Here is a 13,777-nt window from a genome sequence, read left to right on the forward strand (position 1 = left end):
GCCACTCCAGTCTAGACTGCGCATGTTCTTGTCGGGGTGCCTTGTTGCAAAGGCTGAGATCGGAAGTTCCGGATCCCGTTGAACCTGATCAGGTTAGCGCCTGCGTAGGGAACAAGATTGCTCGCTTTCCCGGTGAGCCTCTTGTGCCAGGTCCGGGATTGTCGCCGCTGTAAAAAGCGCAAGGCACCCCCATGTCCGGCACTGCATCCATCTCTGGGTGCGTCCGCGTCTTTCAGGTTCTCCCCGACATTCCATCCGCTAGGAAGCTGTCTGGAGAGCCCGTGATGAGCAAACAAGAAAAAACGATCAACCTCAGCGAGTCGGCACAAGTCGATCAGCAGTCCGTGCAACCGTTCCCCCGTTCGCGCAAGGTCTATGTCGAGGGCTCTCGCCCGGACATCCGCGTGCCCATGCGCGAAATCAGCCTGCACGACACCCCGACCGACTTCGGCGGCGAAACCAATGCCCCGGTGCTGGTCTATGACACTTCCGGCCCGTACACCGACCCCAACGTCATCATCGACGTGCGCAAGGGCCTGGCCGACGTCCGTTCGGCCTGGATCGACGCCCGCGGCGACACCGAGCGGCTGGGCGGCCTGACCTCGAACTTCGGCCAACAGCGCCTGAACGATGCAGAGCTGGCCAAGCTGCGCTTCAACCACGTGCGCAACCCGCGCCGCGCCAAGGCTGGCGTCAACGTCTCGCAGATGCACTACGCCCGCCAGGGCATCATCACCGCCGAGATGGAATACGTGGCCATCCGCGAGAACATGAAGCTGCAGGAAGCCCGTGCTGCCGGCCTGCTCGACCAGCAGCACGCCGGCCACAGCTTCGGCGCCAACATCCCGAAAGAAATCACCCCCGAATTCGTCCGCGAAGAAATCGCCCGCGGCCGCGCGATCATCCCGGCCAACATCAACCACACCGAGCTGGAGCCGATGATCATCGGCCGCAACTTCCTGGTGAAGATCAACGGCAACATCGGCAACAGTGCGCTGGGCTCCTCGATCGAGGAAGAAGTGGCCAAGTTGACCTGGGGCATTCGCTGGGGCTCGGACACGGTCATGGACCTGTCCACCGGCAAGCACATTCACGAAACCCGCGAGTGGATCATCCGTAACTCGCCGGTGCCGATCGGTACCGTGCCGATCTACCAAGCCCTGGAGAAAGTCGGCGGCGTCGCCGAAGACCTGACCTGGGAGCTGTTCCGCGACACCCTGATCGAGCAGGCCGAGCAGGGCGTGGACTACTTCACCATCCATGCTGGCGTGCTGCTGCGTTATGTGCCGCTGACCGCCAAGCGTGTCACCGGCATCGTCAGCCGGGGTGGCTCGATCATGGCCAAGTGGTGCCTGGCGCATCACCAGGAAAACTTCCTGTACACCCACTTCAACGAAATCTGCGAAATCATGAAGGCCTACGACGTCAGCTTCTCGCTGGGCGACGGCCTGCGCCCGGGCTCGATCGCCGACGCCAACGACGCTGCACAGTTCGGTGAGCTGGAAACCCTTGGCGAACTGACCAAGATCGCCTGGAAGCATGACGTGCAGTGCATGATCGAAGGCCCAGGCCACGTGCCGATGCAGTTGATCAAGGAGAACATGGACAAGCAGCTGGAATGCTGCGACGAGGCGCCGTTCTACACCCTCGGCCCGCTGACCACTGACATTGCGCCGGGTTACGACCACATCACTTCGGGTATCGGCGCGGCGATGATCGGCTGGTTCGGTTGCGCCATGCTCTGCTACGTGACGCCCAAGGAGCACCTGGGCCTGCCGAACAAGGACGACGTCAAGACCGGCATCATCACCTACAAGATCGCCGCCCATGCCGCCGACCTTGCCAAGGGCCACCCGGGCGCGCAGATTCGTGACAACGCCTTGTCCAAGGCGCGTTTCGAATTCCGTTGGGAGGACCAGTTCAACCTTGGCCTGGACCCGGACACTGCCCGCGCGTACCACGACGAGACCCTGCCCAAGGAGTCGGCCAAGGTCGCGCACTTCTGTTCGATGTGCGGGCCGAAGTTCTGCTCGATGAAGATCACCCAGGAAGTGCGTGAATACGCCGCCAAGATCGAAACCGTGGACGTGACGGTTGCAGATGGCATGCGTGAGCAGGCCGAGCGGTTCCGCCAGGAAGGCAGCCAGCTGTACAAAAAAGTCTGACTGCAAAACTGCCCTCTGTAGGAGCGGCCTTGCGTCGCGAAAAGGGTCGCGAAGCGGCCCCGGCACTATCAGCGGCGAAGCTGAAACCGGGGGGCCGCTTCGCGCCCCTTTCGCGACGCAAGGCCGCTCCTACAGCGACCGTGTTCAACCACCTTTAATGCCGAGTGTCTGCAAGCATGACCACCCCCAGCCAATTCTCTCCCGACCACCCGGTCCCCACCCAGCAACGCATCTTCGGCGCACGCGACCTGTTCGCGCTGTGGTTCTCCCTCGGTATCGGCCTGATGGTGCTGCAGGTCGGCGCCATGCTGGCGCCAGGCCTGGGCCTCGCCGGCGCGGTACTGGCCATCGCGCTGGGCACTGGTGTGGGTGTGCTGTTGCTGGGGGCTGCCGGGGTTATCGGCAGCGACACCGGCCTGTCCGCCATGGGCACCCTGCGCCTGAGCCTGGGCAGCCATGGCGCGCGTTTGCCGGCACTGCTCAACCTGCTGCAACTGGTCGGTTGGGGCGCCTTCGAGATCATCGTCATGCGCGATGCCGCCAGCCTGCTGGGCGCGCGGGCCTTCGGTGAAGACAGTGCCTGGAACAGCCCGGTGCTGTGGACACTGTGCTTCGGTGCGCTGGCCACTGTGTTGGCAGTCAGCGGGCCACTGGCCTTCGTGCGCAAGGTGCTGCGCGCCTGGGGCATCTGGTTGTTGATGGGCGCTTGCGTGTGGCTGACCTGGAACCTGTTTGCCAAGGCCGACTTGGCTGAGCTGTGGAGCCGCGCCGGGGATGGCTCTATGTCGCTGGCGGTGGGTTTTGACATCGTCATCGCCATGCCGCTGTCCTGGTTGCCGTTGATCGCCGACTACTCGCGCTTCGCCCGCAATGGCAAGCATGTGTTCGGCGGCACGGTAGTTGGGTACTTTATCGGCAACACCTGGCTGATGAGCTTGGGCGTGGCCTACACCCTGGCCTTTGCCGCCAGCGGCGAAGTCAATGCCCTGCTGCTGGCCCTGGCTGGCGCCGGCATGGGTATTGCGCTGCTGCTCATTCTGCTGGATGAGTCGGAAAAGGCCTTCGCCGATATCCATTCGGCAGCGGTTTCAACCGGTGTACTTCTGCCACTGAAGGTCGAGCATCTGGCGCTGGCCATCGGCGTGCTGTGCACCCTGATCGCCCTGCTGGCGCCGCTGGCCCAGTACGAAAACTTCCTGCTGCTGATCGGTTCGGTGTTCGCACCGTTGTTCGGCGTGGTGCTGATGGACCACTACGTGATCCGCCGCCGCCGTTTGCCGGCGCAGATCGATGGCTTGCACTGGCAGGCGTTGCTGGCCTGGGTCGTGGGGGTGGCGGCTTATCATCTGATCGCCGCGCAAGCGCCGGACCTGGGTGCGACCCTGCCAGCGCTGGTGCTGGCAGGTGTGCTGCATGCGCTACTGAGCTTCAGCCGCGGCCGGGAAACAGCTCAGGCTTGATCACGCCGTTCAGGCGCGGGTAGGGGATCTTCAGCTCTACATGGCCCATGGAGTAGGGCGCGATGGCATAGACCTCATACTTGACCACCACCGCGCCGTACGTCAGGGCGACGTGCGGCGACTTCTTGAAGGGCCAGGTCTTGATGAATTCGGCGTCCTTGTCCATGCCCACGCTGATCATCCACGCGCGGTGCGACTCTTCGACGGTTTTCCAGAAGGTCTCTTCCTGGCCGGGCACCAGCATGTCCTGCAGGGTCAGGACCTTGTCCAGCTTGCGCGAATAGTTGATGAAACCACGCCCCGGCATGCCGTGGGCACCCCCGCTGTCCAGGTAGCTGGACAGTTCGATGATCACCAGTCCGTCATGCTGCTCGCGTACCTTGGCCTGCAGGTAGCTGCTGTTGCGCTTGTCGGCGCTGGCCAGGTACTGCTGCTCGTAGGCCTGCAAGGTGGTTGGCGCGGCGCCGCGCTGGTTGTCTTCGGTCAGTTGCAGCAGGCGCTGTTCGACGATGCCGTCGAGCTTGGGCAGGGCGGGGAAGTGAATGGTGTCGATGTTCACCAGGGGGCAGTCGCTTTCGCTGCAGCCGGGTTTGACGTGCTCCCAGGCGTCACGCTTGACCTCGAGCGGTGCTCGGTAATTGGGCGTGAACAGGCTCTGGCAGGCACTCAGGGCCAGTGCCAGCACGGCCACGGAAGTCAGTTTGACAAGTGTCATGATGATCCTTGCAGAACAGGGAAAAGTCGGCCTTTGACCGTCGGCGCGGCCTTCAGTTCGCCACTAAGCTAACAGACAGAAGGCGTGCTGTCCCGAGTGCGCGAACGGTTGCTGGAAACGGATGAAAGAGGCCGGCAGGCGGAGTAGGATGGCGCGAAGCGGTAAATGAGGTAACGAGGATTTCTATGTCAGACACGCTCAATTCAGTCCCCAAGGCGGTCGAGATCGTCAAACGGGCCAACTGCTTCCAGGGCTTCTACAAGCTCGACAAGGTGCACCTGCGCCACGAACTGTTTGCCGGGGGCATGGGCCGCGAGATCAGCCGCGAACTGTTCGTGCGTCATGATGCGGTCTGTGTGCTGCCTTATGACCCGCTACGCGATGAAGTGGTGTTGATCGAGCAGTTTCGTGTCGGCGCCCTCGACAAGGTCGCCAACCCGTGGCTGATCGAGATGGTCGCCGGGCTGATCGACAAGGACGAGCAGCCTGAAGAGGTTGCACACCGCGAGGCAGAAGAAGAGGCCGGCCTGACCTTCAGCGCCTTGTGGCCGATGACCCGCTACTTCCCGTCGCCCGGTGGCAGTGACGAATACGTCCATCTGTTCCTTGGGCGTTGCACCAGCGAGGGCGCGGGCGGCCTGCATGGCCTGGAAGAAGAGGGCGAGGACATCCGCGTGCGCGTCTGGTCGTTCGAAGATGCCTTGCAGGCGGTGCGTGACGGCCGTATCTGCAACGCTGCGACGATCATTGGCCTGCAGTGGCTGGCGCTCAACAGAGACGAAGTTCGAGGTATGTGGAAGTGAACCTGCTGCGCGAGCGATATCGGGTCGACCTGGTCGGGCTGCAAGCAGCCTGCGAGGCCAACTACGCCCGCTTGATGCGCTTGTTGCCTGACATGCGCACCACCCAGAGCTCGCGTCGCATCGGCATGACCCAGGGCGATCAGATGCTCGGTGTGCTGGTGCTCGATGTGGTGCTGGCCTGCCCGTATACCACCACGCTGCACGTGCGCCAGGAACACAGCTTGCCATGGCTGCCGGTGCCGCACCTGGAGGTTCAGGTGTACCACGATGCGCGCATGGCCGAGGTGGTCAGCGCCGAGCACGCGCGGCGCCTGCGCAGTATCTACCCGTACCCCAATGCAGGCATGCACCAGCCCGATGAAAAGGCGCAGCTCAACCTGTTCCTCGGCGAGTGGCTGAGCCACTGCCTGGCCTGTGGTCACGAATTGGCAAGCGTTCGCTGAAATGTGATGTGCGTCGGCTTCGGGTGTTTGCTCGCACCCGTTGCGCAGCCATAATTCGTGCTGAATCCGTTCGAGGAGACGGCCGTTGCCGCACCTAGACCCAACCCGCCCCGTGCATGTGGTGCAACTCACCGATGCCCACCTGTTCGCCGACCCGGCCGGCACCCTGCTGGGTCTCAACACCCGGGACAGCCTGCGCCATGTGGTTGCCCAGGTGCAGCGCGAGCAACCGGCCATCGACCTGCTGCTGTGCACGGGGGACCTTTCCCAGGACGCCAGCGTGGCGTCGTATGAAGCGTTCCGCGAGCTGACCGCAGGGTTTGGCGTAGCGACGCGCTGGTTGCCGGGCAACCATGACGAAGCGAGGGTGATGGCCGACATCGCGCAAGGCACGGACCTGGTGCAAGCGGTTACCGATATCGGTGGCTGGCGCATCGTGATGCTCGATTCTGCGGTGGCCGGCGCGACCCATGGCCTGCTCGAAGAGGCTCAGCTGAGCCTGCTTGAGGGTGCATTGAAGACGGCGGGCGAACGCCATTGCCTGGTGTGCTTCCATCATCAGCCGGTGGACATCGGCTGCGCCTGGATCGCCCCGATCGGCCTGCGCAATGCCCAGGCGCTGTTCGGCATCGTCGAACGTTATCCACAGGTGCGCGGGCTGCTTTGGGGGCATGTCCACCAGCCGTGGGATGAAATGCGCGAGGGGTTGCGCTTGCTGGCCACGCCGTCTACCTGCATTCAGTTCGCGGCGCACAGCGAGGACTTCAAGGTGAGCGAGGAACAGCCGGGCTATCGCTGGCTGCGTCTGCACGCCGACGGGCGGTTGGAGACTGGTGTAGAGCGGGCGCGGGACTTCGACGTGAAGCTGGACTTCGACAGCCCGGGGTATTGACGGCCTTGGGGCTGCTGCGCAGCGGCCCCTCAGGTTGCCGAAGAAATTGTTGCGAAAACCCCGCCGCTGCGTCAAAACCCGGCGAACGCGCTACACTGCGCGTCCCTGCGCCTGCCAGATTGGGCGCGAAGCCACAGATTCCGGGGGCAGCATGTCGGGTTCCATCCTCTATATCCATGGCTTCAACAGCTCGCCGCTGTCGAAGAAGGCGCGCCAGCTCGAGGCCGTCATGCAGCAGCTGGGGTTGTCCGAGCAATTGCGCGTACCGGCCTTGCACCATCACCCGCGCCAGGCCATTGCCCAACTGCAAGGCGCTATCGCGGAGTTGGGCGCGCCCCTGCTGGTCGGCAGTTCGCTCGGCGGCTACTATGCCACCTATCTGGCCGAGCGCCATGGCCTCAAGGCCCTGCTGATCAACCCGGCAGTGGCACCGCACCGGTTGTTCGATGGCTACCTCGGCACCCAGCGCAACCTCTACACCGATGAGGCCTGGGAGCTGACTCACGATCACGTGCAGGCCCTGGCCGAGCTGGAAGTGCCCGCCCCCGTGGATGCCAACCGCTATCAAGTGTGGTTGCAGACCGCCGATGAAACCCTGGACTATCGCCACGCCGAGCGCTATTACCGTGCTTGTGCCCTGCGTATCCAGGCCGGTGGCGACCACAGCTTCCAGGGCTTCGTCGAGCACTTGCCGGCGATGCTGGCCTTCGCCGGTGTTGCCCCCAGTTTGTATGCGGCGCTCGACTTTTCTGTGCTCTGACTTTTGTACTCTGACCTTTTGCATTCACCTGACTGACGACGAGACCCCATGGCCAATCCCAGCGCTAGCGCCTATAACGCAGACGCCATCGAAGTCCTCTCGGGCCTTGATCCGGTCCGCAAGCGACCGGGCATGTACACCGATACCAGCCGACCGAACCACTTGGCCCAGGAGGTCATCGACAACAGCGTCGACGAAGCCCTGGCCGGTCACGCCCGTTCGGTGCAGGTCATCCTCCACGCCGACCACTCGCTGGAAGTCAGCGACGACGGCCGCGGCATGCCGGTGGACATTCACCCGGAAGAAGGCGTGTCCGGGGTCGAGCTGATCCTTACCAAGCTGCACGCCGGCGGCAAGTTCTCCAACAAGAACTACCAGTTCTCCGGCGGCCTGCACGGCGTGGGTATTTCGGTGGTCAACGCCCTGTCGACCCAGGTGCGCGTGCGCGTCAAGCGTGACGGCAACGAGTACCAGATGACCTTCGCCGATGGCTTCAAGGCCAGTGAGCTGGAAGTGGTCGGCTCGGTCGGCAAGCGCAATACCGGCACCAGCGTGTACTTCAGCCCCGACCCGAAGTATTTCGATTCGCCTAAATTCTCCATCAGCCGCCTCAAGCATGTGCTCAAGGCCAAGGCCGTTCTGTGCCCGGGCCTGCTGGTCAGTTTCGAGGACAAGGGCAGCGGCGAGAAGGTCGAGTGGCACTACGAGGACGGCCTGCGTTCGTACCTGGTCGACTCGGTCAGCGAGTACCTGCGCCTGCCGGACGAGCCGTTCTGCGGCAGCCTGGCTGGCAACAAGGAAGCCGTGGACTGGGCCTTGCTGTGGCTGCCCGAAGGCGGTGACAGCGTTCAGGAAAGCTACGTCAACCTGATCCCTACCGCCCAGGGCGGCACCCACGTCAACGGTCTGCGCCAGGGACTGCTGGATGCCATGCGCGAGTTCTGCGAATTCCGCAACCTGCTGCCGCGCGGCGTCAAGCTGGCGCCGGAAGACGTCTGGGAGCGCATCACCTTCGTGCTTTCGATGAAGATGCAGGAGCCGCAGTTCTCCGGGCAGACCAAAGAGCGTCTGTCGTCCCGCGAGGCGGCCGCGTTTGTTTCCGGTGTGGTCAAGGACGCCTTCAGCCTGTGGCTCAACGCCCACCCCGAGCTGGGCATGCAGTTGGCAGAACTGGCCATCAGCAACGCCGGCCGTCGTCTCAAGGCCAGCAAGAAGGTCGAACGCAAACGCATCACCCAGGGCCCGGCGCTGCCAGGCAAGCTGGCGGATTGCGCAGGCCAGGACCCGATGCGCGCCGAGCTGTTCCTGGTCGAGGGTGACTCGGCCGGTGGCTCGGCCAAGCAGGCGCGGGACAAGGAGTTCCAGGCGATCCTGCCGCTGCGCGGCAAGATCCTCAACACCTGGGAAGTGGACGGCGGCGAAGTCCTGGCCAGCCAGGAGGTGCACAACATTGCCGTGGCCATCGGCGTCGACCCCGGCGCCGCCGACCTGTCGCAACTGCGCTATGGCAAAATTTGCATCCTCGCCGACGCCGACTCCGACGGCTTGCACATCGCCACCTTGCTGTGCGCGCTGTTCGTTCAGCACTTCCGCCCCCTGGTGGAGGCCGGCCATGTCTACGTGGCCATGCCGCCGCTGTACCGCATCGACCTGGGCAAGGAAATCTACTACGCCCTCGACGAAGCCGAGCGTGATGGCATCCTCGACCGCCTGGTGGCCGAGAAGAAGCGCGGCAAGCCGCAAGTCACGCGCTTCAAAGGCCTGGGCGAGATGAACCCGCCACAGCTGCGCGAAACCACCATGGACCCGAACACCCGGCGCCTGGTGCAGCTGACCCTGGAAGACGTCGAGGCCACCTGCGAGCTGATGGACAAGCTGCTGGCCAAGAAGCGCGCCGGTGATCGCAAGAGCTGGCTGGAAACCAAAGGCAACCTGGCCGAGGTCATGGTTTGATTCGGCTGCTACTTGCCACTTGCCTTGCACTGTTTGCCTTGCCGAGTTTGGCGGGCAACTGGCCGCAGTTGAAGATGGCCGCCGAGCACCCGATCGAGGGTATGCGCGGCGGCAACCTGTCTGGCCTGGCCCAGTGCCGAGGCGGGCTATGGGGCGTTTCCGACCGTGACGACGACCGCGTTTACCGGTTCGATCAACAAAATGCCGTGTGGCGCGCTCAACCGCTGACCTTCAACCCGCCGCCGGTACCGGAGAGCGGTTTGCCGTGGGGGCTGAAGTCGCGCAACTGGGCGGCGTCCTATGTCCGCGGTGGTGAACTGGACTTCGAAGGCATCACCTGTGACCAGGCCGGTAACCTTTATCTGGTCAGTGAGGCCCACGCTGCTGTCTTGCAGGTCCCCGTCGAAGGCGAGCCGGACTGGTTGAAGATCGACTCGGCCATGGTACGACAGGCCCGGGCCAGCGGCATGCTGCTGAACTTCAATGCCTTGTTCGAAGGCTTGGCGATCAACCCGGCGGGCGACCGCATCTGGCTTGCCGCCGAGCGCGAGCGCCGGGGGCTGGTGGCGATCGAGCGCCAGCAATCGGTATGGACGTGCGGGCGCAGCTGCGTGCTGCTGAGCGAGGCCGGGGTCGAGATGCAACCGCCGCAGATGCCCAACGCGCGCGCGCTGTCGCGTGACTTCGCCGACCTGGCCTGGTTCGAGGGCAAGCTGTTTACCCTTGAGCGTAACGCCTACCGCATCTGTCGCCGCGACGCCGACAGCGGCAAGGTCGAGCGTTGCTGGTCGTTTGCCGCCGATGCGCTGGTGGATGCTCGCCGCTATGATCAGCCGTTCGGCCTGGCAGAAGCCCTGGTGATCGACGCCAAAGGCGCCTGGATTGGCCTGGACAACAACAATGGCCGCCGCGCCGATGGCGAGGTGCGGCCGATTGTCTGGCGCTTCGAAGCGCCAGAGGGCGGTTGGAGCGCCAAACCATGAGCCAGGCACCGGGCAAGCGTGCTGGCAAGGTACTGATGATCGTCGCCTGGGCGGCGGCGCTGTTCCTTGCCACGCGCTTTTTCGGTCAATGGGAAGATAGCCAGCGCAATCCCAATGCCCAGGTGCGCTCCGAGCACGGCGAAGGCTTTATCGAGGTGCGCCTGCTGAGCAATGGCCAGGGGCATTTCGTGGTGGATGGCGCGATCAATGGCCAGGCGGTGCATTTCATGCTCGACACCGGGGCCACCGACGTGGCGATCCCCGAGGCCCTGGCCAGCGAGCTGGACCTGGCGCGAGGCAGCCCGGTGCTGCTCAGCACCGCAAATGGCCGCACCGAAGGCTACCGCACCCGCTTGAATACCCTGCAACTGGGCGATATCCGTTTACAGGGCGTGCGTGCAACCGTGGTGCCAGGCCTGGACGGCCAGACCGTGCTGCTGGGCATGAGCGCCCTGAAACAACTTGAATTTACCCAGCGCGGCGGCACCATGCTGTTGCGCCAGAACCTGAAATGACGAGGCCCGCATGAGCGACCCACTGGAACTCAGCCTCGACGGCGTCGAACGCCGCTCGCTGGCTGACTTCACCGAACAGGCCTACCTCAACTACTCCATGTACGTGATCATGGACCGGGCCCTGCCGCACATCGGCGACGGCCTGAAGCCGGTGCAGCGACGCATCATCTACGCCATGAGCGAGTTGGGGCTCGATGCCGATGCCAAGCACAAGAAGTCGGCGCGTACCGTCGGTGACGTGCTCGGCAAGTTCCACCCCCACGGCGACTCGGCCTGCTACGAAGCCATGGTGTTGATGGCGCAGCCGTTCAGCTACCGCTACACCCTGGTCGATGGCCAGGGCAACTGGGGTGCACCGGACGATCCGAAGTCGTTCGCTGCCATGCGTTACACCGAGGCGCGCCTGTCGCGCTACGCCGAAGTGTTGCTCAACGAAGTGGGCCAAGGCACCGTGGACTGGGTGCCGAACTTCGACGGCACCCTGCAGGAGCCCGCAGTACTGCCGGCGCGCCTGCCCAACATCCTGCTCAACGGCACCACCGGCATCGCCGTGGGCATGGCCACCGACGTGCCGCCGCACAACCTGCGTGAAGTGGCCAGTGCCTGCGTGCGCCTGCTGGACGAGCCCAAGGCTACCATCGAGCAGTTGTGCGAGCATATCCAGGGCCCGGACTACCCGACTGAAGCCGAAATCATCACGCCCCGCGCCGAGATCCTGAAAATCTACGAAAGCGGCCGCGGCTCGATCCGCATGCGTGCCGTTTATCGCGTCGAAGACGGCGACGTGGTGGTCACCGCGCTGCCGCACCAGGTCTCCGGGGCCAAGGTGCTGGAGCAGATCGCCGCCCAGATGCAGGCGAAGAAGCTGCCGATGGTGGCCGACCTGCGTGACGAGTCGGACCACGAGAACCCGTGCCGTATCGTCATCATCCCGCGCTCCAACCGGGTGGATGCCGACGAGCTGATGCAGCACCTGTTCGCCACCACCGACCTGGAAAGCAGCTACCGGGTCAACGTCAACATCATCGGCCTGGACGGCCGGCCGCAGTTGAAGAACCTGCGAGCACTGTTGCTGGAGTGGCTGGAGTTTCGTACCAACACCGTCCGCCGCCGCCTGCAGCACCGCCTGGACAAGGTGCAGAGGCGCCTGCACCTGCTCGAAGGCTTGCTGACTGCCTTCCTCAACTTGGATGAAGTGATTCATATCATCCGCACCGAGGAGCATCCCAAGCAGGCGCTGATCGAGCGTTTCGAGCTGACCGAAATCCAGGCTGACTACATCCTCGAGACCCGCCTGCGGCAGCTGGCGCGCCTTGAAGAGATGAAAATTCGCGGCGAGCAGGACGAACTGCTCAAGGAGCAGGCCAAGCTGCAGGCCCTGCTCGGCAGCGACGCCAAACTGCGCAAGCTGGTGCGCAGCGAGCTGATCAAGGACGCCGAAACCTACGGCGACGACCGCCGCTCGCCGATCGTCGAGCGTGCAGAAGCCAAGGCGCTGTCGGAAAACGAGCTGATGCCGACCGAGCCGGTCACCGTTGTGCTGTCGGAAAAGGGCTGGGTGCGCTGCGCCAAGGGCCACGACATCGACGCCACCGGCCTTTCGTACAAAGCTGGCGATGGCTTCAAGGCTGCAGCCGCCGGGCGCTCCAACCAGTTTGCCGTATTGATCGACTCCACTGGCCGCAGCTACTCGGTGGCCGCGCATACCTTGCCGTCGGCGCGGGGGCAGGGCGAGCCGCTGACGGGCCGCCTGGCGCCGCCACCTGGGGCGACCTTCGAGTGTGTGCTGCTACCTGAGGACGATGCGCTGTATGTGGTGGCGTCGGATGCCGGTTACGGCTTCGTGGTCAAGGGCGAAGACTTGCAGGCCAAGAACAAGGCCGGTAAAGGCCTGCTCAGCCTGCCCAATGGGGCCAAGGTCATGACCCCGCGCCCGGTGGCCAACCGCGAGCAGGACTGGCTGGCGGCAGTCACCACCGAGGGCCGGCTGCTGGTGTTCAAGGTCAGCGACTTGCCGCAGTTGGGCAAAGGCAAGGGCAACAAGATCATCGGCGTGCCTGGCGATCGGGTGGCCAGTCGTGAAGAATTTGTCACCGACCTTGCGGTAATCCCTGAAGGCGCGACCCTTGTATTGCAAGCCGGCAAGCGTACGCTATCGCTGAAAGCGGACGATCTGGAGCACTACAAGGGCGAACGGGGCCGGCGCGGCAGCAAGCTGCCACGCGGCTTCCAGCGCGTCGATGGGTTGCAGGTGGAAGGCCCGGCGTAAGCTGCTGAAATGTCTGGAACGGCAATTTCAAGGCCGTTCCGGGCAGAAATGCTGGAGTCGGACAGCTATTTCGCGGATGATATGGCCCTTGCGGTGCCGGCGTGGCCGTGTGCCCGATTGAATCTACATGAGTATCACTGCGGTCTGCCTGTGGCGACCGCCTGGATGGGATGATGAAACTTCTGCGCCTTCCATTTGCGCTGTTGATGACGGGCCTTCTGGGGCTGGGCGGATGCAGCATGCATCAGCCTGTGGCCTTGTACCAGCTCGACAGCGGTGATCCTGGCCAGCCGTCGCAAAGCGCGGGCATGGCCGTGGTGCTCGGCCCGGTATCGGTTGCCGATTACCTGCAACGCGAGACGTTCCTGCAGCGTCAGGCCGATGGCAGCCTGAGTTCGGCGACCGACGGTCGTTGGGCCGGCAGCCTCTCGTCGGACATTGACCAGTTGCTGGTTCGCCAGCTGGCCTGGCGGCTGGATAGCCAGCGCGTGGTGCTGGCCCCGGCGACCACTGGTTTCAGCCCGGACGTGCAAGTGTTGCTGTCGATTACCCGCCTGGACTCGGGCAAGGACCAACCGGCGATTCTGGACGCCCAATGGCGCCTGCTCGACCGTCGTGGCCATGTGCGTGACAACCGCATCGTTCACCTCGAGCAGCAGCATGAGGGCAGCGAAGCGTCGCAGGTGCAGGCTCAAGGGCAACTGCTGCAAAAGCTGGCCGAACAGCTGAGCACGGCGGTCAAGCCGCTGGCCAATCAGCCAGCCATTGCCGAAGAGGCGCCGAAAAAGCCCGCTGCGCCGGTACAGGTCAAGAAGGCAC

At 64.0% G+C, this 13,777-nt stretch carries 12 protein-coding genes and 1 riboswitch; of the genes, 11 read left to right on the forward strand and 1 reads right to left on the reverse strand.

The genetic code is table 11. From position 1 onward, the window contains the following. Window positions 1–22 precede the first annotated feature (22 nt). Window positions 23–128, forward strand: a riboswitch (TPP riboswitch). Between the two features lie 156 nt (window positions 129–284). Together thiC and cytX are read left to right on the forward strand one after the other, a co-directional pair. Further along, window positions 285–2,165 carry a phosphomethylpyrimidine synthase ThiC gene (thiC, locus tag NP534_RS01745; protein ID WP_274097547.1) on the forward strand — a complete coding sequence of 627 codons (1,881 nt, stop codon included), beginning with the start codon at window positions 285–287 and terminating at the stop codon, window positions 2,163–2,165. A 176-nt stretch (window positions 2,166–2,341) separates the two neighbouring features. Then, on the forward strand, window positions 2,342–3,625 hold the full coding sequence (gene cytX, locus NP534_RS01750; RefSeq protein ID WP_274097548.1) for a putative hydroxymethylpyrimidine transporter CytX: 1,284 nt from the start codon (window positions 2,342–2,344) through the stop codon (window positions 3,623–3,625). Here cytX and NP534_RS01755 read toward each other — a convergent pair. Continuing rightward, window positions 3,594–4,340: an RsiV family protein gene (locus NP534_RS01755; RefSeq protein WP_274097549.1), complete on the reverse strand. Its 747-nt coding sequence runs from the start codon at window positions 4,338–4,340 to the stop codon at window positions 3,594–3,596. The genes cytX and NP534_RS01755 overlap by 32 nt on opposite strands. Window positions 4,341–4,525: 185 nt before the next feature. On the opposite strand from NP534_RS01755, the gene NP534_RS01760 reads away from it, so the two are divergent. From NP534_RS01760 to NP534_RS01800, 9 genes are all read left to right on the forward strand, one after another. Then, a complete protein-coding gene (locus tag NP534_RS01760; protein WP_033701837.1) occupies window positions 4,526–5,143 on the forward strand; it encodes an NUDIX domain-containing protein in 618 nt (205 codons plus the stop codon). Continuing rightward, window positions 5,134–5,586 (forward strand): DUF1249 domain-containing protein, encoded by a 453-nt coding sequence (locus NP534_RS01765; RefSeq protein WP_027592506.1) that lies wholly within the window; start codon window positions 5,134–5,136, stop codon window positions 5,584–5,586. The genes NP534_RS01760 and NP534_RS01765 overlap by 10 nt, the downstream gene beginning before the upstream one ends. An 85-nt stretch (window positions 5,587–5,671) precedes the next feature. Further along, window positions 5,672–6,478, forward strand: a complete 807-nt coding sequence (gene cpdA / locus NP534_RS01770; protein WP_033701836.1) for a 3',5'-cyclic-AMP phosphodiesterase — start codon at window positions 5,672–5,674, stop codon at window positions 6,476–6,478. A gap of 151 nt (window positions 6,479–6,629) precedes the next feature. Next, window positions 6,630–7,238: a YqiA/YcfP family alpha/beta fold hydrolase gene (locus NP534_RS01775; protein ID WP_274097550.1), complete on the forward strand. Its 609-nt coding sequence runs from the start codon at window positions 6,630–6,632 to the stop codon at window positions 7,236–7,238. Between the two features lie 48 nt (window positions 7,239–7,286). Then, entirely contained in the window at window positions 7,287–9,191 is a 1,905-nt protein-coding gene (gene parE / locus NP534_RS01780; protein WP_033701834.1) for a DNA topoisomerase IV subunit B, read from the forward strand. After that, entirely contained in the window at window positions 9,188–10,174 is a 987-nt protein-coding gene (locus NP534_RS01785; RefSeq protein ID WP_274097551.1) for an esterase-like activity of phytase family protein, read from the forward strand. The genes parE and NP534_RS01785 overlap by 4 nt, the downstream gene beginning before the upstream one ends. Next, the gene (locus tag NP534_RS01790; RefSeq protein ID WP_274097552.1) at window positions 10,171–10,689 is read left to right on the forward strand and encodes a retropepsin-like aspartic protease family protein; all 519 of its coding nucleotides are present in this window, start codon (window positions 10,171–10,173) and stop codon (window positions 10,687–10,689) included. The genes NP534_RS01785 and NP534_RS01790 overlap by 4 nt, the downstream gene beginning before the upstream one ends. Before the next feature lie 10 nt (window positions 10,690–10,699). Beyond that, entirely contained in the window at window positions 10,700–12,958 is a 2,259-nt protein-coding gene (parC, locus tag NP534_RS01795; RefSeq protein ID WP_033701831.1) for a DNA topoisomerase IV subunit A, read from the forward strand. 173 nt (window positions 12,959–13,131) lie between these two features. Next, a partial coding sequence (locus NP534_RS01800) for a PqiC family protein (protein WP_274097553.1) occupies window positions 13,132–13,777 on the forward strand: 646 nt, incomplete at its 3' end.

The organism is Pseudomonas sp. 39004 (assembly GCF_028682155.1).
GTDB lineage: Bacteria > Pseudomonadota > Gammaproteobacteria > Pseudomonadales > Pseudomonadaceae > Aquipseudomonas > Aquipseudomonas capeferrum.

Bases quoted from the DNA above. Each gene is read 5' to 3' on its own strand.
- NP534_RS01755 (WP_274097549.1), bottom strand. From the start codon at position 4,340: ATGACACTTGTCAAACTGACTTCCGTGGCCGTGCTGGCACTGGCCCTG.
- parC (WP_033701831.1), top strand. From the start codon at position 10,700: ATGAGCGACCCACTGGAACTCAGCCTCGACGGCGTCGAACGCCGCTCG.
- NP534_RS01790 (WP_274097552.1), top strand. From the start codon at position 10,171: ATGAGCCAGGCACCGGGCAAGCGTGCTGGCAAGGTACTGATGATCGTC.
- thiC (WP_274097547.1), top strand. From the start codon at position 285: ATGAGCAAACAAGAAAAAACGATCAACCTCAGCGAGTCGGCACAAGTC.
- NP534_RS01760 (WP_033701837.1), top strand. From the start codon at position 4,526: ATGTCAGACACGCTCAATTCAGTCCCCAAGGCGGTCGAGATCGTCAAA.
- parE (WP_033701834.1), top strand. From the start codon at position 7,287: ATGGCCAATCCCAGCGCTAGCGCCTATAACGCAGACGCCATCGAAGTC.
- NP534_RS01775 (WP_274097550.1), top strand. From the start codon at position 6,630: ATGTCGGGTTCCATCCTCTATATCCATGGCTTCAACAGCTCGCCGCTG.
- cytX (WP_274097548.1), top strand. From the start codon at position 2,342: ATGACCACCCCCAGCCAATTCTCTCCCGACCACCCGGTCCCCACCCAG.